This window comes from Marinicauda algicola (genome assembly GCF_017161425.1).
GTDB lineage: Bacteria > Pseudomonadota > Alphaproteobacteria > Caulobacterales > Maricaulaceae > Marinicauda > Marinicauda algicola.
Window position 1 is genome coordinate 1,684,852 of record NZ_CP071057.1, and the last position, 20,556, is coordinate 1,705,407.

Genomic DNA, 20,556 nt, shown 5'->3' on the forward strand with positions numbered 1-20,556 from the left:
TCCAAAAAGGCTTGGCCATCGCCACGCCCGCCGCTAGCTTCCCGCGCCGATGAAGGATGCCGTCGACATAGGTGATCTGCCGCAAGGCAGGGCGGGGCTGCGCGTGCTGGTGACCAGCTACCGCTCAAATCCCCATGTCGGGGGCCAGGGCGTCTATGTCCGCGAGCTCAGCGCGGCGCTGCTGCGCCAGGGCTGCCGGGTGAGCGTCGCCTCCGGCCCGCCCTATCCCGAACTCGAACCCGGCATCGCGCTGATCCGCCTGCCCTCGCTCGACCTGTTCGAGGAGAGCAATGCGATGCTGGCCCTGCGCTGGCGCCATCTCGCCAGCAAGGCCGACCGGGGCGAGTGGCTCGCCCACAATACCGGGGCCTTCGGGGAGATGACCGCCTTCGCCCGGCGCCTGCGCGCCTATCTCGCCCGCGAGGGCGATCGCTTCGACGTGGTGCACGACAACCAGACGCTCGCCTTCCCGATGATTGCGATCGCGCGCCGCATGCCGCTGCTGACGACGCTGCACCACCCGATCGACATCGACCGCGATTACGCGATCGCGGGGGCGGAGAGCTGGTGGAAGCGCGCGCTCGTCAAGCGCTGGCACGGCTTCGTGCAAACCCAGGCCGCGACGGCACGGCGCCTGCCGCGCTTCCTGTGCGTGTCCGAGGCGTCGCGCCGGGCCTATGCCGAACGCTGCGGCGTCGATCCGGCCCGCATCGCCGTGGCCCACAACGGCATCGACCACGAGGCTTTCCATGTCGACCCGGCCGTCGAGCGCGACCCCGACCTGATCGTCGCGATGGCGAGCGCGGACGTCCCGATCAAAGGGCTCGACGTGCTGGTCGAGGCGCTTGCGAAGATCGCACCCGAGCGTCCCGGCCTCCGGCTGCGCGTCATCGGCACGCTGCGCGAGGGCCCCACGAAGCGCATGCTGGAACGCACCGGGCTGAGCGACCGGGTCGAGTTCCGCGCCGGCCTCACGCGCACCGAGATCGCCCATCTTTTCCGAAGGGCCGGCCTGTTCGTCTCGGCCTCGCGCTTCGAGGGCTTCGGCTTCCCGCCTGCCGAGGCAATGGCCTGCGGTGCGCCGGTGGTGGTCTCCGACGGCGGCGCCCTGCCCGAGGTCGCCGGCGATGCCGGCATCGTCACGCCGGTCGGCGATGCGGAGGCTCTCGCCAGAGCCATCGCCCATGTCGTGGACAATCGCGACATCGCCCACGCCATGAGCCTGCGCGGTCCGGAGTGGGCGCGGAGCGCCTTCGTGTGGGACCATCACGCCCAGGCCGCGATCTCGCTCTATCACGAGCTGATCCAGGCGCGGACGGGGGTCCGGGCTGCGCAATGATCACGCTCGATCTCGACTCCCTCGGTCTAGAAGACGGCATGCGCGTGCTCGATCTCGGCTGCGGCCGGGGCCGGCACCTGCATGCCTTCTACTGGCACGACAAGGCGCTCGACGTCGTCGGACTTGATCTTGATTTCAATGACTTGAACGCGGCGATCGACGGGTTCTTCGAACTGCCCCCTCCCCCGCCGGAGCCGGCGAGGAGCGCGGTCTTCACCGTCGGGGATGCCGGGCGGCTGCCCTTCGCGGACGACAGTTTCGACCGGGTGATCTGCAGCGAGGTTCTCGAGCATCTGCCCGATGTCGAGGCGGCGCTGGCCGAGATCGACCGGGTGCTGAAGCCCGGCGGACGCTTTGCACTATCGGTGCCGCGCTACTGGCCGGAAGCGGTCTGCTGGACGCTATCGGACGGCTATCGCAACACTCCCGGCGGTCATGTGCGCATTTTCCGCGACCATCTGCTGCGCCGTCAGGTCGAGCGCCTCGGCTATCGCTTCTACCGGCGCCACTGGGCCCATGCCCTGCACGCCCCCTACTGGTGGTTGCGTTGCGCGAAATGGGCCCGGCAGGAGGAGAGCCGCTCGGTCGCCGCCTACAAGAAGCTGCTGGAGTGGGACCTCCTGGAGGCGCCGCGCCTGACGCGCTGGACGGAAAAGATCCTGAACCCCGTGCTCGGAAAATCCGTGGCGCTCTATTTCGAGAAGGAGGCCGCGTGACCCACCGTTCCTCGGCGAGCCTCGACATCCGCGCCTGCGCGGACCGCATCGAATTCCTGCAGCGCCGCGACGGCTCCATCCCCTGGGTGGAAGCCGGCGTCTGGGATCCCTGGAATCACGGCGAGAGCGCGATGGGCCTTGCCGTCGCGGGCCGGGCCGAGGCCGTTCATGCCGCGCTCGATGCGCTCGAGGACCGCCAGCTCGCCGACGGCAGCTGGGAGGGCGAGCTCGGCGCCGGCATCCCGATGGACGCGACCGGCGAGCGCATCGCCCCGCCCGAAAAGCCCGCCACGGCGCGCGACACGAACTTCACCGGCTATGCGGCGGTCACGGTGCTGCGCTGCGCGCTGGCGCTCGACGAGCCGCGCCTGATCGCGCGCCATGCCGGCATGGTGACCCGCGCGCTCGACTGGGTCATGGCCCATCAGAGCGAACACGGCGACGTGGTCTGGCGCGCGCCCGACCCGGGCCAGGCGCTGGAGAGCGTCGATGCGCTCCGGGCCGGGAACGCCTCCCTGTTCAAGAGCTTCGAGTGCGGGCTGAGACTCGCCGACGCGCTCGACCGGACGCGGCCCGACTGGGCGCAGGCGCGCCGGCGCATCGGCGAGGCGCTCACCGCGCGCCCGGAGCGCTTCGATCGCGAGATCGACCGGTCCTGCTATGCCATGGACTGGTACTATCCGGTCCTGACCGGCGTCATCACCGGCCGCGAGGGCCGGGCCCATCTCGAGGCCGGCTGGACGAGGTTCGTCGTCGAGGATCTCGGCTGCCGCTGCGTCAGCGGGGAACCCTGGGTGACGGCGGCCGAGACAGCCGAGCTGGCGCTCGCCTGCCTGTCGGTCGGCAAGACCGAGACGGCGCGCGCGCTGATCTCCGATCTCGCCCCCCTGTTCTGCCCGCAATCGGGCTACTGGATGGGCTGGCAGTACGAGATCGGCGCGGTCTGGCCGAAGGAGGCGCCGAGCTGGACGGCCGGGGCGATCATCCTGGCCGCCGACGCGCTGTTCGGGCTCAGCCAGGGCAGCGACCTGCTGATCCGCCACGCCCGGGCCGACGCCTGGACCGGACGGGTCAGAGCCGGCGCAGAACCTCCAGCGAGCTGACCCGCTCGACCGGCTCGAAGAGGCCCGAGGCCACCGCCAGCTTCCAGATCTCGTAGGGCGGACGTCCGCCGTCCTTCGGATCGGGGAAGACGTCGTGGATCAGCAGCGTGCCGCCCGGCGCCAGGTGCGGCGTCCAGGCCCGGTAGTCGCCGAGCGCGGTCTCCATGGCGTGGCCGCCGTCGATGAAGAGATAGCTGACCGGCCCGCGCCAGGCCCGCCCGAGCGTTTGCGACGGGCCCACCAGCGCCATGACCGTATCTTCCAGGCCCGCCCGCGCGATGGTCCTGCGGAATTCGGGCAGGGTGTCGACCCGGCCGAGTTCGGCGTCGAACAGCTCGGGGTCGTGATAGCCCTCGCCGGGCTGATGCTCCTCCGAGCCGCGGTGATGATCGACCGCATAGACCAGCCGGCCGATCTCCCGCGCCGCGCGCCCGATATGGACGGTGGAGCGTCCGCACCACGAGCCGATCTCGACGAGCGGACCCTCGGCGGTCACCGCGCGGGCATGGCGCTCCAGCGCCTGCGCCTCGTCGCGGGCGAGAAAGCCCTTCACGGTCTCGGGATCGAAATCCGGCAGCGGCCGGCCGGGCAGCGTCACCGCTCAGCTCATCGTGCTGTGCAGATTGCCCCAGCGGCGCGCGGCGAGCGCATCGGCCGTCGAGGCGAGCGTCTCGATGCGCGCGTCGAGCCGGATCAGCGCGGTGCTGACCTGGAGTTCCCGGCGCAGCGAACCGCGCAGCGCGAGTTCGTTTTCCACCGCGGAGAAGAAGGCGCGGGCCCGGCGCGCGGCAATGAGCGCGGCCTCGATCTCGGCGATGTCGCGATCGATCGATTCCCGGCTGAGGTCGGCCTCGCTGACGGCGACCGCGCGCCCGGCATCGATGACGTCGCGGGCAAGTGCATCGGCGAGCGTGATGTCCGCGAGCAGCGCCGCCGCAGGCGCCATGTCGTGGCGCAGGAGATAGATCTCGACGGGCTCGCCCGCCTCGGCGCCGGCTTCCGGCGCGGACTCGGCGCCAGTGACGAGACGTCCGAGCAGGGCGAAGGCGCCGCCTTCTCGTTCATCCTCCAGCCGCCAGCCCTCCTGGCGGGCCGTGGCGACCAGCGTGGCAGCCGATGTGCGCAGCGTGTCCTGCACGGCAATGGCAGGCGGCTCCTCGGCCTGCGGGCCGAGACTGAGCGGCGCACTGGCGCACGCCTGCAGCATGCAGGCGCCGATCACTGCGGCGATCATCGTCACCCTGGACGGTGTATGCCTCACGCGGGCTGGCTCCCTCATGCCCGTTGGGCGATGCCCCCTCCGCATCGCTTTCGCTGCTCTATAAAAACGCATAATGTACCGATTAACCAAGGCCTAAATGACAGCTTGCTGAATCAATTTATGGACGCACAGCGCCGCAGCCAGAACCGGGTCGGTCTTTACCCGCACATCGAGCCCTTCCGTACCGGGATGCTGGCCGTCGGGGACGGGCATACCCTCTATTACGAGGAATGCGGCAGGCCGGACGGGGTTCCGGTCGTCGCCCTGCACGGCGGGCCGGGCGGGGGCGCCTCTCCGGCCATGCGCCGCTTCTTCGACCCGATGCGCTACCGCATCGTCATCTTCGACCAGCGCGGCTGCGGGCGTTCGCGGCCGTTCTCGAGCCTCGCCCACAACACCACGCCCGACCTCGTGGCGGACATCGAGCGCCTGCGCGAGGCGCTGCGCATCGAGCGCTGGCTGGTGTTCGGCGGCAGCTGGGGCGCCACGCTCGCGCTCGCCTATGCGCGCGCCCACGCCGACCGGGTGCTGGGCCTCGTGCTGCGCGGGGTCTTCGCCTGCACGCAGCGCGAGATGGACTGGTTCTACCGCGACGGCGCCAACCATCTCTTCCCCGATCTGTGGGAGCGTTTCGCGGGCCGGCTGAAGCCGGCCGAGCGCGGCGACGTGGTCGCCGCCTACCACGCGCGCCTCGCGATCGAGGACGTGCATGCCCGGCGCGACGACGCGCTCGCCTGGGCGGCCTGGGAGAGCGCGCTCATCTCCCTGTCGCACACCAGCGAGCTGACCCCGCCCGATCCGCGCCGCGCCGACGCCATCGCGCGCATCGAGAGCCATTACTTCCTGCATGGCGGCTTCCTCGAGCGCGAGGGCGTGCTGCTCGAGGACACCGCGCACCTGAAGGACATCCCCGGCGTCATCGTGCAGGGCCGCTACGACATGGTGACCCCGCCGCGCACCGCCTGGGAGCTGGCGCGCGCCTGGCGCGGCGCGCAGCTGGAGATGATCCCCGATGCCGGCCACGCCGCAGGAGAGCCCGGCATCATCGACGGGCTGGTGCGCGCGACGGACCGGTTTGCCGATCGGCTGGAATAGAAAACCCTCCGCGGCGGACCGCGGAGGGTTCTCCTGTCCGGACAGGGCTCGCAGCCCCTACCCCCCGATGAAGGGCAGGTCGACGCCGAAGGTCGTGGCGAGCCCGGCGACGATGATCGCGGCGACCGCGATCGGCACCGGATAGCGGATGGCGAAGCGCCAGTAGTTGAACATCGCCTGGCCGGCCTGGGGCAGTTCCTTCTGCATCAGGGCGCGCGAGACCACCCAGCCGGTGAACACCGCGATCAGGAGGCCGCCCAGCGGCAGGAGGATGCGGCCGGAGATGAGGTCGAGCAGGTCGAAGAAGTCGCCCGAATAGGCCGCACCCACGCCGACGAGCCAGATGATGGCGCCGAAGAACAGCGCCGAACCGAGCTTGCCGAAATCGGTGTGCTCCTCGCCGAAGGCGACGATCACCTGCAGCAGCGAGATCGAGCTCGTCAGGGCGGCGATGAAGGCGAGCGCGAAGAAGGCCGCGCCGACATACTGCCCGCCCGGCATCTGGGCGAAGGCGGCCGGCAGGGCCTGGAAGAACAGCGCCGGGCCGGCATTGGGATCGAGCGCGGTGAAGGCGAAGACGAAGGGGAAGATCGCCAGGCCCGCGATGATCGCGACCATCGTGTCCGCCCCGGCGATGATGGTCGCGGACTGGGGCAGGTTGTCGGATTTCGGCAGGTAGGAGCCGTAGGTGATCATAATCGCCGAGCCGACCCCGATGGAGAAGAAGGCCTGGCCGAGCGCGGCGAGCACGGTGGCGGGCGTCACCTCGGAGAAATCGACCGCGAAGAGATAGGTCACCGCCGCGCCCATGTCCCCGGCGATGCCGGCATAGACGACCATGCCCACGAGCATCAGGAAGAAGAGCGGCATCAGGATGGTCACCGCCTTCTCGATGCCCTTGGTGACGCCGAGGCTGACGATGCCGATCGTGACCACCATGAACAGGGAGTGCCAGCCGATCACCGCGCCGGTGTCGGCGAGCAGGGCGGAGAAGGCGTCGGAGACGGTCTGCGCGTCGGCCCCGACGAGCGAGCCGGTGAACATCTTCCACACATAGGCCGCGACCCAGCCGGCCACGACCGAGTAGAAGCACAGGATCATCACCCCGCCGGCCATGCCGACCCAGCCCGCGATGGACCACATCTCGGACGAGCCCGCATCGAAGGCCATCTTGCGCACAGAGCCGACCGCGGAGCGGCGCGCGTGGCGGCCGACGCTGAGTTCGGCGATGAGGATCGGGAAGGCGATCAGCACGACGCAGACGAGATAGATCAGCACGAAGGCCGCGCCGCCGTTCTCCCCGGCGGTATAGGGAAAGCGCCAGAAATTGCCGAGGCCCACCGAGGAGCCGATCGCGGCCATGAGGAAGCCGAAGCGCGTACCCCAGGTGCCGCTCGAAGCCGAACCGCCGAACCCCGCCATGTGTGTCTCTCCCCGCAAGCGGCCGGACTCGCGCCGGCCTTGATGTGTCCCGGAATGCCGCCATGCGGCGGATTGGCGCGGAACACTATCGGCTCCGCCCCGCGGGTCAAGCAGGCATCATGCGCGAAATCCGGCTCAGCCGAACAGGCCGGCGCCCTTGGGAGGCTCGGCACCGCGATGGACGTGAGCGCCGAGGATGAGCCCGAGGCCGAACAGCACGGCCAGCATCACCGTGCCGCCGTAGGAGATCATCGGCAGCGGCACGCCGACCACCGGGACGACGCCCATCACCATGGCGATGTTGATGAAGACATAGAGGGCGAGCGTGGTGGTGATCCCCATCACCACGAGACGCAGGAAGGCCGAGCGGCAGCTCATCGCCACCGCGATGCAGTTTGCGAGCAAGAGGGCATAGAGCGCCATCACGAAGATCCCGCCCACAAAGCCCCACTCCTCGCCGAGGGTGGTGAAGATGAAGTCGGTCTGGTGCTCTGGCAGGTAGTTCAGCTGACTCTGCGTGCCCTGCATGAAGCCCTTGCCGGTGAACCCGCCCGAGCCGAGCGCGATCTTGGACTGGATGATGTTGTAGCCCGCACCCAGCGGATCGGCCTCCGGATTGAGGAAGGTGGCGATGCGCTCGCGCTGGTAGTCCTCCAGCCCGTAACGGATGGCGAGCGGCAGCGCGATCGCGGCGGCCACCCCGGCGCCCACGATGATGCGCCAGGACAGACCCGCCATGAAGACGATCGCCGCCCCGGTCGCGCCGACCAGCACGGCGGTGCCGAGATCGGGCTGGTTCAGGATCAGCAGCACGGGTGCGCCGATCATGCCGGCGGGGATCAGCAGCCCGCCGAGCGAGGAGACCTTCTCCTGCGGCAGGTCGTGATAATAGCGCGCGAGCGCCAGCACGAGCGCGATCTTCATGACTTCGGAGGGCTGCATGCGCAGCGGCCCGAGCTCGATCCAGCGCTGCGCGCCCATGACGGTCACGCCCATCAGCTCGACGCCGACGAGCAGGACGAGTGCGCCCAGATAGGCGGGATAGGCAAGGCCCATCCAGAAGCGCGGCGGGAACAGGGCCGCGATCAGCATGACCGCGAAACCGGCGGCAAAGCGGCCGGCGTGGCGCACCGCCCAGGGCTGCCAGTCGCCGCCGGCGACCGAGTAGAGCATGCCGGTCCCGATGAGGCCGACGAGCAGGACCAGGAGCACGAAGGCCCAGTTGATCTCGTAGAGCTTGCCGCGCAGGTCCCGCGGGACGGTCTGGGTGAAGACGGCCATCGCCTCAGCCTTCCCCCGGCGTGCCGGCAGCGGCCACCACCCGCGGCAGGCGGCCGGCCGGATCGCGCTCGATCAGGTCCTTCAGCATGTCGCGCGCCGGGCGCGCGGCCGCGCGCGAACCGCCCCCGCCGTGCTCGACGACGACGGCGACGGCGTATTGCGGGTCGATGGCGGGGGCATAGCCGATGAAGAGGCCGTGATTGCGAAGCCGCCAGGGAAGGTCGTCCTGCTCGCGCAGGCCTTCGGCGCGCTCGGCGGCGGTGATCGAATAGACCTGGGCGGTGCCGGTCTTGCCGGCCATCTCCACGCCTTCCACGCCGAGCCCCTGCAGCGTCCAGTAGGACGTGCCGCCCGGCTCGTGCACCACAGCGCGCATCGCCCGGTGGACGCGTTCCTGGTGCTCGGGATCGAGGCCGAGGCTCGCGAAATCGGTAGCCCCGCGCCGCAGCAGCGTCGGCGTCACCTCGCGCCCCGAAGCCAGGCGCGCGGTCATCACCGCGAGCTGGAGCGGCGAGGCGAGCATGTCGCCCTGGCCGATGCCGACATTGTAGGTGTCCCCCGTGGTCCAGGGCTGGCCGCGGCGCGCGCGCTTCCATTGCGGGGTGGGGACGAGGCCGTCGGCGCGCGCGGGGATGTGCATGCCGATATCGTAGAGCTGGCCGAGTCCCATGCGCGTCGCCATCGCGTGGATGCGCTCGATGCCGAGGCGTTCGGCCACCTCGTAGAAATAGATGTCGCAGGAGGTCTTGATGCCCTCGTGCAGGTCGACCGAGCCGTGGCCCTCGCGCCGCCAGCAGTGGAAGCGGCGATTGCCGAGTTCGGTGTGGCCGCGGCAGTAGACGCGCTCGCCCGGCTCCATCACCCCGGCCTCGAGGGCGGCGAGGGCCATCATCCCCTTGATGGTGGAGGCCGGCGCGTAAAGCCCGGTCGTCGCCTTGTTGAAGAGGGGGCGGTACTCGTTCTCGTTCAGGGCCCGGAAATCGTCCGCCGCGATGCCCGTGACGAAGAGGTTCGGATCGAAGCTCGGCGTGGAGACCAGCGACAGGATCTCCCCGCTGGCGATGTCGAGCGTGACCGCCGCGGCGCTCTCTCCGGCCAGGCGTTCCGTGCCGAAGCGCTGGGCGCTCGCGTCGATGGACAGGGTCACATCCTGCCCGCGCACGGCCGGATTGGACTGCTCGGGCAACTCGCGGATCACCCGGCCATAGGCGTTGACCTCGACCTTGAGCTGGCCGGCCGCGCCGCGCAGGCGTTCGTCCATCGCCGCCTCGACCCCGGCCCGGCCGATGCGGAAGCCGGGATGGAGGAGCAGCGGATCGTCTCCCGCCGCCTCCTCGGACGCGGCCTGGACATAGCCGGCGACATGGGCGAAGGCCTGCGGATACGGATAGGTGCGCACCTCCCCGACATCGGGCGTGATCCCCGGCAGGTCGGGCAGGAAGAGATTGACGCGCGAGAAGGTCTCCCAGTCGAGATCCTCGGCCACCTCGACGGGCTGGAAGCGCGGGCTGCGCGCGATCTCGGCGAGGATGCGCTCGCGGCGCTCCTCGCTGAGGTCCATGAACTCGGCGAGCCGGTCGAGCGCGGCGCGCGCGTCACCGGCCTGCTCGGGGATGAGCACGATGCGGTAGCTCTCCCGGTTGTCGGCGATCGGTTCGCCGAAGCGGTCGAGGATGCGCCCGCGCGCCGGGGTCTGGAGGCGGAAGTTGAACTGGTTGTCCTCGGCCATCACCCGGTAGCGGTCCTGGTGATGGACCTGCAGCGAGTAGAGCCGCGCGCCGAGACCCGCGAACGCAGCACCGCCCAGCCCGGCGAGCAGCACCGCGCGCCGGTTGAACTGGGCCTGGCTTTCCTGCTTGTCGCGTTTCATGCGCGTCTCTGGTCTCGCCCGGGCGGCGTCGAACTTAGGGGGCGTCCCCTTAAGAGAAGGTGGTGCGTTCCTTCTTCCTCGCAAAGAGGAAGGCGAAACCGGGGAACAGTATGATCGTCAGGATGCCTTCCGTCACGAGGTCCGCGGTCGCCGCCGGCTGGCCGAGCGCGACCGAGCCCGCCCCCCAGGCGAGCGTCAGCGCGATCAGGGTCAGCACGGCGAAGCGCAGCGACATCGGCCCGAGCTCGCCCCCGCCCTCCTCCTCGCGCGGACGCGCGATGGCGAAGGCGACGAGGTAGGACAGCGCCCACACCCCCATGGGCCCGCCGATCAGGAGGTCCTGCAGCAGGCCGACGGCGAAGATCAGAAGCGGCGAGACGTAGCGCGGGCGGCGCACCGCCCAGATGAACAGCGTGATGAGCGGCAGGAGCGGCAGGATGTCCGCCCCCGTCGGCAGGCGCGTCGGCGCGGCATGGATCAGCAGGCTCGCCAGCAGGGTGAGCGTCATGGCCACCACGGTCGGCCAGGCCGAGCGGCGTTCGAGCGGGGCGCGCATCAGCCCTCCTCCCCGCCTGCGGCGGTCCCTTCGAGGCCCGGCGCGCTCGCGGCGACCGGCCTGTCCCCGGCCGGCGGTACGAGCAGCGGAGGCTCGTCCTCGGGCGGATCCACCGGATCGAAGGGCCAGATCCAGACGAGATCGATCGGAGCGGCGTCTGAATAGAGCGCGACGCGCCACTGCCCGTGCCGGTCGCGCACCGCCTCGCCCACGGGCAGGCCGCGCGGCAGCACGTTGTCGTCGCCGGAGGTGACGATGCGATCGCCCTCCTGGATGTCGGGATGGCTGCCGAGATAGTCCAGGCGCGGAAAGTCGGTGTTGTCGCCGGTCAGCATGGCGCGCGCATTCGAGCGGTCGGCCATCACCGCGACGCGGCTGTTCAGGTCGGTGAGAAGGAGCACGCGCGAGGAGCGCCGCCCGACATCGACCGTGCGCCCCACGAGGCCGTAGATATTGACCACCGGATAGCCGGCCTCCACCCCGTCCTCGCGCCCGACGCCGAGCAGGCGCGAACGCACGAAGGGACCGGCGCGCTCGGCAACCGCCCAGGCGGTGATCCGCTCGCGCGCGGCGGGGGTCTCGAGATTGAGTGCCTGCTCGTAGACGCGCACCCGGTCGCGCAGCGACAGGGCGACGTCGCGCCAGGCCCTGAGCTCGGCGAGTTCCTCGCGCAGCTCGCGGTTCTCCTCGGCAAGCTCGAACTGGCGCCGCCACCAGGGGCCCATGTTGCGCACGCCGCGGATCGGCCACGCGGCGGCCTCGAGCAGCGGCATGGCCGCGTCGTTGAACGCGGCACGCACGTCGGAGAGCACTTCGGGCCGGCTCTGCGGGCGGTCGAAGGCGACAAGGACGCAGGACACGAGGACGAGGAAGATCGTCAGGGCGGGCGGGAAGCGCACACCGTCTTCATTGTCGCGCCGCGAGGAACGCCATTGCGCCACGCCAGAAGTCCTCCCTTGCGCGGCTTACACGGCCTCGGAGAGGATCGGCCGCCACAGCCGCAGGTTTTCCACCGCCTTGCCGCAGCCGAGCACGACGCACGAGAGCGGCTCGTCGGCGAGGCTCACCGGCAGGCCGGTCCGGTCGCGCAGCTCGGTGTCGAGATTGCGCAGGAGCGCACCGCCCCCGGTCAGCACGATACCCTTGTCGACGATGTCCGCCGCAAGCTCCGGCGGCGTGGCCTCGAGCGCCTGCTTGACGGCCTCGACGATCTGCTCGACCGGTTCGGAGAGCGCATCGGCGATCATCGCCTCGGTGACGACGATCTCGCGCGGCACGCCGTTCATCAGGTCGCGCCCCTTGATCTCGAGGCTGAGCCCCTCGCCCTTGGGCGGCGGGGTCGCCGAGCCGATCTCCTTCTTGATGCGTTCGGCCGAGGTCTCGCCGATCAGGAGGTTCGCCGAGCGGCGGATGTAGTTGATGACGGCCTCGTCCATCTTGTCGCCGCCCACGCGCACCGAGCGCGAATAGACGATGCCGGACAGGCTCATGACGGCCACTTCGGTCGTGCCGCCGCCGATATCGACGATCATCGAGCCGGTCGGCTCGTCGATGGGCAGGCCAGCGCCGACGGCGGCGGCCATCGGCTCGTCGATGAGATAGACCTTGCGCGCGCCCGCGCCGAGCGCGCTCTCGTGGATCGCGCGGCGTTCCACCGCCGTGGCGCCCGACGGCACGCAGATCACGACCTGCGGGCTGACGAAGGAGCGCCGGTTGTGAACCTTGCGGATGAAGTGGGCGATCATCTCCTCGGCGACGTCGAAATCGGCGATCACACCGTCGCGCATCGGGCGGATGGCTTCCACGTTTCCGGGCGTCTTGCCGAGCATGAGCTTGGCTTCCGCGCCGACCGCCTGGACGTGCTTGCGCCCCTTCTCGATCTTGTAGGCGACGACCGAGGGCTCGTTGAGCACGACGCCGCGCCCACGCACATAGACGAGCGTGTTCGCGGTACCGAGATCGATCGCGATATCCGCGGAGAGAAGGCCGAACAGGCTTGAGAACATTGTTTAACCGGTGTCAGCAATTTGGGGCGCGCGAGCGGCACTGCGACCCGATAGACACAGCACCGGCGTTTTCTTCTTGTGCGATGCATCGCGCGCGAATGCAAGCGCGCTGCGTCGTGCGGACTCAGCCCTGCTTGCGGCTGTCCTCGGCCTCGTCGCCGGTACCCTTCAGGCTCGCCGCCTGCTCCCCGATCGGGGTCGACCGCAGCCAGCGCCGCGCCAGCAGCATGAAGCCGATCCAGGCCGCGGCCGCCAGCACGAGGGCGATGATCGCGACCGGCCCGCCCCCGGCGAACAGCGCCATCAGCGTGCCGCCGGCAAACGCGATCAGCGCCGTCTTCGGGATGATGCCGAGCCCCATGCCGCTGGCGAAGGCCAGATAGCTCATGCGCGAGATTCCCGCGGCCATGTTGACCACGATGAACGGGGCGGAGGGCACGATGCGCACGATGAAGCTCGCCCAGAAGCCGTTGCGCCCGACGAAGTCGGAGATGCGGTTCACCGTCGAGCCGCCATAGCGCCGCACCATGTCCGCGCCCATCAGCCGGGCGAGATAGAAGTTCAGCGTGCCCGACACCATGGTCGCGATCCAGGAATAGGCGAAGCCCTCGACGGGTCCGAAGGCGAATACCGCCGCCCCGATCAGGCCGAACTGGGGAAAGCCTAGGAAGGCGAGCACGGTGAAGGTGAGGATGGTCGCGGGCACCGCATACCACTCCTCGGCGGCGTGCTCGAACCACTCCCCGACCGCGCCCGGCTCGAGATCGAGCACGAACTTGCCGACGAGGAAGACCGCGGCGACCAGGGCGAACAGGAGGAGCGAGATCCACACCGCGCGCGTCGCGCGCGCATCCATGCGCATGAAGAACTGGAGAATGGAATTCATGGGACCGATGACTGTTTCCGGGACAAGCGGGACCGGGCTCGCACGCTGCGTGCCGGACTAACACGCGATCGGGGGCCGATTGTCAAAAACCCTCCACACAGCTTCACGCGCGCAGCCGGGGTGCCGGGCTCGCTGCCGGCCGTTTCCGGCGGAGTCCGGCCGGAGCGTTCACCCGTCGAGCTGCGCGCGTATCCTCGCGGCGATCGCGCGCGCGTCCTCTCGACGGGAGCGGGCCAGATGGTTGCTGATGCTGCGCCGGTCCGCCTCGGAGAAGGCCTGGTGCAGTTTCGAGATCATCTCGACGGATTCCACCTCCACTTCGAACGCGGTGATGGCGGGAAACAGGCGCTCGATATATCCGGGCGGCGACATCGCCGTCTGCCAGACCGGGTAATCGCCGACTTCCGCGTACTGGGGCTCGATCATGGCCGCGAGATCATCGATCAGCCGGCGGAAGAAGGCGATGTCGGCGACGAGTTTCACGGTGCCGCGAACCTGCACCTGCTCGTAGTCATAGGTGCCCGCCCGGGAAAGATCCGTGCGCCAGTTGGGCGAGACATAGCTTGCCGGCCCGTCGAAGGTGACGAGCGCCTGTCGGCCGTCCAGTCCCCGCGTTTGCGGGTTCTGCGCGTTGAGATGGCCGCGCAGCCGTTTGGGGCGGCCGTCCTCCAAGTCCGCGATCAACGGGATGCGCGTGCTCCGCAGGCCGCGATGGGCCGTAATCAGGTGCGCAAAGGGATAGTCGCGCATCAGCGCCGCGGCAGCTTCGGGATCGGCGCCGACACGCCAGTCTGGTGGATAGCCCATGATGTCCCCGCGGCCGAAGTGAATGTTCACGGCAGGCTGGCTAGGTTCGGCCCTTGCCCAGCAGCCCTCGCAGCTCCCTGCCCGCCGCCTCCAGCGCGTGCCCGGCGGCCTTGGCGCGCGCGGCTTTCAGCCCGGCGCGGCCGCGGTCGTAGTCGGCGACCCAGCGCTTCGCGAAATCGCCGGAGGTCACGTCCCTGACGATGGACTGGAAGACCGGGCGCACGGCATGCGAGATCGGGCCTTCCACCTCGTGCGACCCGAACTCGGCGGTGTCCGATATGGCTTCGTACATGCCCGCGATGCCGCGCTCGTGGATCAGATCGGCGATGTATTTCAGCTCGTGCACGGTATCGATATAGGCCATGCGCGGGGAGATTCCGGCCTCCACCAGGGTCTCGAAGCCGGTACGCGCGAGCGCGCACATGCCCCCGACGAGCACGGCCTGCTCGCCGAGAATGTCGGCGAGCGCCTCCTCGCGGAAGCTCGATTCGAAGATGCCCGCCCGGCCGCAGCCGATGCCGGCCAGATAGGCCCTGGCGAGCGCCCCGGCCTCGCCGGAGGCGTCCTTGTGGACGGCCCAGAAACCGACGAGCCCGCCGCCCTTCTCGAAGCTGGACCGCACCGCCCCGCCCGGCCCCTTGGCGGCGGCGAGCACGGTGTCGCAATCGTCCGGCGGATCGATGAGGCCGTACTCGACGGAGAAGCCGTGACACAGGATCAGCGCCTGGCCGGGCTTTCTGTGGCCTGCGACATGATCGTCCCAGATCTGGCCGTGCGCCTCGTCGGCGGCCAGCAGGGACAGCGCATCGGCGCGGCGCGCCGCCTCCTCGATGGCGACGACCTCGAAGCCGTCGGCCTCGGCCTTGGCCTTGGAGGGCGAGCCCTCCCGCAGCGCGACCAGCACGCCCTTCACCCCCTGGTCGCGCAGATTGAGGGCGTGCGAACGGCCGTGATTGCCGTAGCCGACGATCGCGAGGGTACGCGTCCTTAGCGGGCCGAGATCGATATCGGCTTCGTAGAGGGGCTGCGTCATTCCTGTGTCAGCACGGGATCGAGCACGGGTTCGGGATCGACGCTGCCGCCATCGAGCACGTAGCGCCACGTGCAGTCTGCATCCTTGCGCCAGACGGTGATGTAGTCCCCGGTCGCGGAGAGCGCGCCACCGGCCTCGGGATAGAGCGCCCAGGAGCCGAAGGTCGAGCCGAACGAGCCGTTCTCGTCGACATAGCCTCCGCGCGGCGCCCAGCGCAGGGAAGCGCCCTCCAGGCCGGCGCGCGAGGCGGCGATGTCTTCGGGACCGACCGGCTCGGTACCGGACGCGATGAGCCGGGCATCGTGTGCGGCATATTCCGCGAATGCCTCGGCGACGCCGACCTCGGCCGCGAGCGCGGCGAAGTCGCGGTCGGCCTGCATCATCGAAGCGAGCGCGGCCTCGGGCGCTTCGGCGGGACAGGCCGCAAGAGCGACGGCAAGAAACGTGATCATGCTTTGAACTCCCGGATGAGATGGGCGGAAAGCTCGGCGCGCTGGGCCGCCGGGTCAAGCCCTTCGATCCTCGGCCAGGCGGGATGCTGGTTGGAGAACCAGGTGAACTGGCGCTTGGCGTAGCGGCGCGTGTCGCGCTTGGCGATCTCCACGGCCTCGTCGAGGGATATCTCGCCCTTCAGGTGGGCAAGCAGCGGAGGCAGGCCGACCGCCTTCATCGCAGGCAGGTCCGGGTCGAGGCCGAGCGCGGCGATCGCGCGCGCCTCGTCGAGAGCGCCGGCCTCCATCATCCGGTCGAAGCGTCTCTCGATGCGCTCGTAGAGCGCCTCGCGCGGGGGCGATATGACGATGCCGCGCCAGCTTTGCGGATCGATCAGGGGTTCGGTCGCCGCGTGAAGCTCGGAGAGGGCGCGCCCGGTGGCCCGGCCGATCTCGACGATGCGCTGCAGGCGCTGGCGGTCGCCGGGCTCGATTGCCGCCGTGCCGACGGGATCGTGGCGCTGCGCCTCGGCGCGCAGGGCCTCGAGCCCGCCCGCCTCGAGATCGCGGCGCACCGCCTCGCGGATCGCGGGCGGAATCTCGGGCGCCGGCGCCAGCCCCTGTGTCAGCGCCTTGAAATAGAGGCCCGTCCCGCCGACGAAAACGGCGCGCCGGCCGCGTGCGCGCAGGCCGGCGAGGACCTCCAGCGCCAGCCGCGCCCACTCTCCGACCGAACAGCGCGTGGCCGGATCGATCACCCCGAAAAGGTGATGGGGCACATCCTCCATCTCCTGCGGGGTGGGCCGCGCGGAGAGGATGCAGAGCCGGTCGTAGACCTGCATGGAATCGGCGTTGACGATCTCGGCCCCGAGCGCGCGCGCGGCGTGCAGGCTGAGCGCGGTCTTGCCCGAGGCGGTCGGGCCGGCGAGGAAGAGGATGTCCGGCGCGCCGGCCACGCGGGGTTACGGGCTCAGGGCCTGGAAGAGGAACTGGCCGTCCCGGTTGATCGTGAAGAGCACCGGTTCGCCGGACTCCTGCCATGCGGCTGTCGCGATCTCGCGGGCCTCGACCACGTCATCGACCGGCGTCCAGGCGATCTCCTCGATGACGTCGCCCTCGCGCACCTTGCCGACCGCATCGCTCGCCGGATCGACGCCGGTGACCAGGAGGCCTTCGGCATCGGGATGCACGTCGTAGCGCCGGCGCAGCGCCTGGGTCAGCGGGGTGAGGTTCAGCCCGAACAGGCTGCCCTCGCTGCGCTCGCTCGTCATCGGCCCGCCGGTCACCATGGTGCCCTGGGGCGGCGTTTCCTCGAGGCGCTCGACCTCGACCTCCAGCGTCATCGCCTCGCCGCGGCGCAGGATGTCGACATCGGCGCGCGTGCCGATCGAGGTCTCCGCCACGATGCGGGGCAGGCGCCGGTCGTCCGGCACGGGCACGCCGTTGAAGGCGAGGATGACGTCGCCGGGGCGCAGGCCGCCCGCCTCGGCCGGACCGCCCTCCTCCACCCGGCTGACGATCGCGCCGCGGGGGCCGGGAAGGCCGAGCGCGCGCGCCATGTCGGAGGTGACGGGCTGGACATTGATGCCGACCCAGCCGCGCCGCGTCTCGCCGTATTCCAGAAGCTGGTCGACGACCGTCACGGCGATGTTGGAGGGGATGGAGAAGCTGATGCCGACACTGGCGCCGGTGGGGGTGAAGATCGCCGTGTTCACTCCGACGACCTCGCCGTCCATGTTGAACAGAGGCCCGCCGGAATTGCCCTGGTTGATGGCGACGTCGGTCTGCAGATAGTCGTCGTACCGGCCGCCGATCTCGCGCCCGCGCGCGCTGATCACGCCGGCGGTCAGCGAACCGCCGAAGCCGAACGGATTGCCGATCGCGACGACCCAGTCGCCGACCCGGGCCGCGTCGCTGTCGCCCCAGGGCACGGCCTGGAAGGTCTCGTCGGCCTCGATGCGCAGCACGGCGAGATCGGTCGCGGGATCGCGCCCGACGATCTCCGCCGGGAAGGTGCGCCCGTCCGGGAAGGTGACCTCGACCTCGTCGGCCTCGTCGATGACGTGGTTGTTCGTGACCACGATGCCGTCGGCGTCGATCACGAAGCCGGAACCCAGAGAGTTGGCGATGCGCGGCCCGTCGCCGAGCAGATCGTTGAAGCGTTCCAGCGGCGAACCCGGCGGGAAGGTCGGCAGCGCCTCGTCCTCGGTCATGCGCTGGACCGCGGAGATGTTGACCACCGAGGGCGAGAGCGCCTCGGCGAGCTCGGCGAAGCCTTCGCGCGGCTGGGCGTTCGCGCCGGCAGCGCAGGCGATCATGACGATCAGGGCGAACAGGGCGCGCATGGACGGCTCCCTCGCGGGTCAGGGTGGACGTGCTGTCGGGTGTATCCCCGCCCCCCGCAGGCCGCAAGGGAGGCGGGGTTACAAATCGGTGAGGCGCGTCACAGCTGGCGGGCGAGCGCCACGACACCGACCCCGATCGCGACGGCCAGGAGGCCGGCGATCCGCAGCTGGCCGGGATCGGCGAGGCCGATCGCCGCGGCGACGCGCTTCATAAAGCCCGGCGCCGCGGCATAGGCAAGGCCTTCCAGGACCAGTGCGATCCCGAAGCCGGCGAGGAGCCAGCCGGCCACGGAGCTAGTTCCCGCCGCGCTCGCTGCGGAAATACTCGAAGAACTCCGAATCGGGCGGGATCACGATCGGCGTGCCCTGACGCACCGCCGATTCGTAGGCCAGCATGGAACGGTAGAACTGGAAGAACTCCGTGTCCCGGCCGTAGGCCTCGGCGTAGATCGCGTTGCGCCGGGCATCGCCCTCGCCTCGCGTGCGCTCGGCCTCGGCGCGCGCCTCGGCGCGGATGATGGTCGCCTGGCGATCGGCGTTGGCGCGGATCTCCTGGGCGGCCTGCTCGCCCTCGGCGCGGATGCGCGCGGCCTCCTGCTGGCGTTCGGAACGCATGCGCTCGAACACCCGGTCGGCGATCTGCTGGGGCAGGTCGGCTCTGAGGATGCGCACGTCGACGACCTCGATGCCGAGCTGCTGGTTGGCGACCTGGGCCTCGACCGCGTTCTGCACCCGCTCCATCAGCTCGGCGCGCCGGCCGGAGATGACCTCGTTGGACGGGATCGAGGCGATCACGCCGCGCAGCGAGTCGTCCATGATCGAGCGCAGGCGCTCACGCGCGCCCTCCTCGGTACGCACGGTCTGGAAGAAGCGCAGCGGATCGACGATGCGGTAGCGCAGGAAGGAGTCCACCACCAGGCGCTCCTGGTCGGCGGCCTGGATTTCCTCCGGCGCCATGTCGAATTCGAGATTGCGCTTCTCGATGAAGACGACCTCGTCCACGAAGGGCGCCTTGAAGTGCAGGCCCGGATCGGGATCGCCGGGCTCGTTGACCGCGTCGATCGGCTCGCCCACGCGCAGCACGAGGGCCTGCTGGGTCTCGCTGACCGTGAAGGTCGCGGTGAAGGCCGCGATCACGCCGGCGATGATGATGACGACTAGTATTCCGCCGATAACGCGCATTAGCGGCCTCCCGTGTTAGAACCGCTGGTGGTCTGGTCCGGCAAGACGCGATCGCGCCCGAGCCGGTCGAGGGGCAGGTAGGGTACCGCCCCGCCCTGCTGGTCGAGGATGATCAGCTCCGAACCGCCGAGCACGCGCTCCATCGTCTCCAGATACATGCGCCGGCGCGTGACTTCGGGCGCCTGGGCGTATTCCTGGTAGATCGCGACGAAGCGGTCGGCCTGGCCCTGGGCCTCGGCGATCACCGACTCCCGGTAGCCCTGGGCGCTCTGGATGAGGCGGGCTGCCTCGCCGCGCGCCTGCGGGATGACCGAGTTGGCGTAGGCCGTGGCCTCGAGGCGCATGCGCTCGGCGTCCTGGGCGGCGGCGTCGACGTCGCGGAACGCGTCGATCACCTGCTCGGGCGCCTGGGCGCGCTGCAGGTTGACGTTCAGGATCTGGACGCCCGCCTCGTACTCGTCGAGCACTTCCTGCATGAGCTGGCGGGTGCGCTGGGAGACCTCGACGCGGCCTTGCGTGATGATCGGTTCGAGCGCGGTGGTGCCGACGACCTCGCGCATCGCGCTTTCGGCGACCGCGCGCACCGCGCCGTCGACATCGCGCACATTGAACAGATAGTTGCGCACCCCGTCGGGGAAGTCCGGCCCGTACTTCACGCGCCACTGCACGGTGAAGCCGAGATCGACGATATTCTCGTCCTCGGTCAGCATGGTGACGCCGCGCTGGTCGGATCCGATCTGGACCGACTGGGTGGTGGTCACCTCGGGCAGGCGGACCTGCTCGATCGGATAGGGCAGCTTCAGCTTGAAGCCCGGCGTGGTCGTGCGGTCGTACTCGCCGAAGCGCAGCACGACGCCGGCCTCGTTCGGGGCCACGATGTACCAGCCTGTGGCACCCACCCAGACCGCGAGCAGGCCTGCGGCGATGACGCCGATCCCGATGCCGCCGCCCTTGCCGCCCTTGCCCTTGCCGCCGCCGAACAGGCCGCGCAGCCGGTCCTGCAGGTTGCGGATCAGATCCTCGAGGTCCGGCTCGCCGCCCGGACCGCGTCCGCGCCCGCCGCCGGGGCCGCGCCCCCAGGGGTTGTTGTCGTCCTTGCGGCCGCCGCCGGAGCCCCAAGGGCCTCCGCCGCCGCCACCGGCATTATCGTTCCAGGGCATTGCTGCTCCCCGCTGAAGTCGTGCAATCGAAGTGTGACAGTGACCCGTGTATGTGGACGCAGA

Annotated in this window: 21 protein-coding genes; 4 read left to right on the forward strand and 17 right to left on the reverse strand. The window is 70.0% G+C overall.

Going from position 1 to position 20,556, the window contains the following annotated elements; translation table 11 throughout:
- Positions 1 to 49 precede the first annotated feature (49 nt).
- The 3 genes from JW792_RS08505 to JW792_RS08515 are packed head-to-tail and all read left to right on the forward strand — an operon-like array spanning position 50 to position 3,158.
- Positions 50 to 1,339, forward strand: a complete 1,290-nt coding sequence (locus tag JW792_RS08505) for a glycosyltransferase family 4 protein (protein WP_135996130.1) — start codon at positions 50 to 52, stop codon at positions 1,337 to 1,339.
- Positions 1,336 to 2,055: a class I SAM-dependent methyltransferase gene (locus tag JW792_RS08510; RefSeq protein ID WP_135996129.1), complete on the forward strand. Its 720-nt coding sequence runs from the start codon at positions 1,336 to 1,338 to the stop codon at positions 2,053 to 2,055. The genes JW792_RS08505 and JW792_RS08510 overlap by 4 nt, the downstream gene beginning before the upstream one ends.
- Positions 2,052 to 3,158 (forward strand): prenyltransferase/squalene oxidase repeat-containing protein, encoded by a 1,107-nt coding sequence (locus tag JW792_RS08515; RefSeq protein ID WP_135996128.1) that lies wholly within the window; start codon positions 2,052 to 2,054, stop codon positions 3,156 to 3,158. The genes JW792_RS08510 and JW792_RS08515 overlap by 4 nt, the downstream gene beginning before the upstream one ends.
- Here JW792_RS08515 and JW792_RS08520 read toward each other — a convergent pair.
- Together JW792_RS08520 and JW792_RS08525 are read right to left on the reverse strand one after the other, a co-directional pair.
- Positions 3,127 to 3,756, reverse strand: coding sequence for a class I SAM-dependent methyltransferase (locus JW792_RS08520; RefSeq protein WP_241095103.1), 630 nt, complete (start codon positions 3,754 to 3,756; stop codon positions 3,127 to 3,129). The two genes, JW792_RS08515 and JW792_RS08520, sit on opposite strands and share 32 nt — an antisense overlap.
- A gap of 3 nt (positions 3,757 to 3,759) precedes the next feature.
- The gene (locus JW792_RS08525; RefSeq protein ID WP_135996127.1) at positions 3,760 to 4,419 is read right to left on the reverse strand and encodes a hypothetical protein; all 660 of its coding nucleotides are present in this window, start codon (positions 4,417 to 4,419) and stop codon (positions 3,760 to 3,762) included.
- Positions 4,420 to 4,539: 120 nt separating this feature from the next.
- Here JW792_RS08525 and pip point away from each other — a divergent pair, with 120 nt between their 5' ends.
- Positions 4,540 to 5,514: a prolyl aminopeptidase gene (gene pip / locus JW792_RS08530; RefSeq protein ID WP_135996126.1), complete on the forward strand. Its 975-nt coding sequence runs from the start codon at positions 4,540 to 4,542 to the stop codon at positions 5,512 to 5,514.
- Positions 5,515 to 5,571: 57 nt separating this feature from the next.
- On the opposite strand, the gene JW792_RS08535 is transcribed toward pip, so the two are convergent.
- The 15 genes from JW792_RS08535 to hflK all read right to left on the reverse strand — a co-directional run bounded on the left by JW792_RS08535 (position 5,572) and on the right by hflK (position 20,493).
- Complete coding sequence (locus JW792_RS08535) at positions 5,572 to 6,936, reverse strand: sodium-dependent transporter (protein ID WP_135996125.1); 1,365 nt, start codon at positions 6,934 to 6,936, stop codon at positions 5,572 to 5,574.
- A gap of 135 nt (positions 6,937 to 7,071) precedes the next feature.
- Positions 7,072 to 8,217, reverse strand: a complete 1,146-nt coding sequence (gene rodA, locus JW792_RS08540; protein WP_135996124.1) for a rod shape-determining protein RodA — start codon at positions 8,215 to 8,217, stop codon at positions 7,072 to 7,074.
- Positions 8,218 to 8,221: 4 nt separating this feature from the next.
- Positions 8,222 to 10,087, reverse strand: coding sequence for a penicillin-binding protein 2 (mrdA, locus tag JW792_RS08545; RefSeq protein ID WP_135996123.1), 1,866 nt, complete (start codon positions 10,085 to 10,087; stop codon positions 8,222 to 8,224).
- A gap of 49 nt (positions 10,088 to 10,136) precedes the next feature.
- Positions 10,137 to 10,643 (reverse strand): rod shape-determining protein MreD, encoded by a 507-nt coding sequence (mreD, locus tag JW792_RS08550; protein ID WP_135996122.1) that lies wholly within the window; start codon positions 10,641 to 10,643, stop codon positions 10,137 to 10,139.
- Complete coding sequence (gene mreC / locus JW792_RS08555) at positions 10,643 to 11,584, reverse strand: rod shape-determining protein MreC (protein ID WP_135996121.1); 942 nt, start codon at positions 11,582 to 11,584, stop codon at positions 10,643 to 10,645. The genes mreD and mreC overlap by 1 nt, the downstream gene beginning before the upstream one ends.
- Positions 11,585 to 11,608: 24 nt before the next feature.
- Positions 11,609 to 12,649, reverse strand: a complete 1,041-nt coding sequence (locus JW792_RS08560; protein ID WP_135996120.1) for a rod shape-determining protein — start codon at positions 12,647 to 12,649, stop codon at positions 11,609 to 11,611.
- Positions 12,650 to 12,773: 124 nt separating this feature from the next.
- The gene (locus tag JW792_RS08565; RefSeq protein WP_192900978.1) at positions 12,774 to 13,535 is read right to left on the reverse strand and encodes a TVP38/TMEM64 family protein; all 762 of its coding nucleotides are present in this window, start codon (positions 13,533 to 13,535) and stop codon (positions 12,774 to 12,776) included.
- A gap of 168 nt (positions 13,536 to 13,703) precedes the next feature.
- Positions 13,704 to 14,285: an FMN-binding negative transcriptional regulator gene (locus JW792_RS08570; RefSeq protein WP_158291608.1), complete on the reverse strand. Its 582-nt coding sequence runs from the start codon at positions 14,283 to 14,285 to the stop codon at positions 13,704 to 13,706.
- Positions 14,286 to 14,382: 97 nt separating this feature from the next.
- Complete coding sequence (gene ilvC / locus JW792_RS08575; protein WP_135996117.1) at positions 14,383 to 15,375, reverse strand: ketol-acid reductoisomerase; 993 nt, start codon at positions 15,373 to 15,375, stop codon at positions 14,383 to 14,385.
- Complete coding sequence (locus tag JW792_RS08580) at positions 15,372 to 15,827, reverse strand: Cif family virulence factor (protein ID WP_135996116.1); 456 nt, start codon at positions 15,825 to 15,827, stop codon at positions 15,372 to 15,374. Before JW792_RS08580 ends, ilvC begins: the two co-directional genes overlap by 4 nt.
- On the reverse strand, positions 15,824 to 16,762 hold the full coding sequence (gene miaA / locus JW792_RS08585) for a tRNA (adenosine(37)-N6)-dimethylallyltransferase MiaA (protein ID WP_135996115.1): 939 nt from the start codon (positions 16,760 to 16,762) through the stop codon (positions 15,824 to 15,826). The genes JW792_RS08580 and miaA overlap by 4 nt, the downstream gene beginning before the upstream one ends.
- Before the next feature lie 6 nt (positions 16,763 to 16,768).
- Positions 16,769 to 18,151, reverse strand: coding sequence for a Do family serine endopeptidase (locus JW792_RS08590; protein ID WP_135996114.1), 1,383 nt, complete (start codon positions 18,149 to 18,151; stop codon positions 16,769 to 16,771).
- A 98-nt stretch (positions 18,152 to 18,249) separates the two neighbouring features.
- Entirely contained in the window at positions 18,250 to 18,441 is a 192-nt protein-coding gene (locus JW792_RS08595) for a DUF2065 domain-containing protein (RefSeq protein ID WP_135996113.1), read from the reverse strand.
- A 4-nt stretch (positions 18,442 to 18,445) separates the two neighbouring features.
- Positions 18,446 to 19,333, reverse strand: coding sequence for a protease modulator HflC (gene hflC / locus JW792_RS08600; RefSeq protein WP_135996112.1), 888 nt, complete (start codon positions 19,331 to 19,333; stop codon positions 18,446 to 18,448).
- Entirely contained in the window at positions 19,333 to 20,493 is a 1,161-nt protein-coding gene (gene hflK, locus JW792_RS08605; protein WP_135996111.1) for an FtsH protease activity modulator HflK, read from the reverse strand. Before hflK ends, hflC begins: the two co-directional genes overlap by 1 nt.
- Positions 20,494 to 20,556 lie beyond the last annotated feature (63 nt).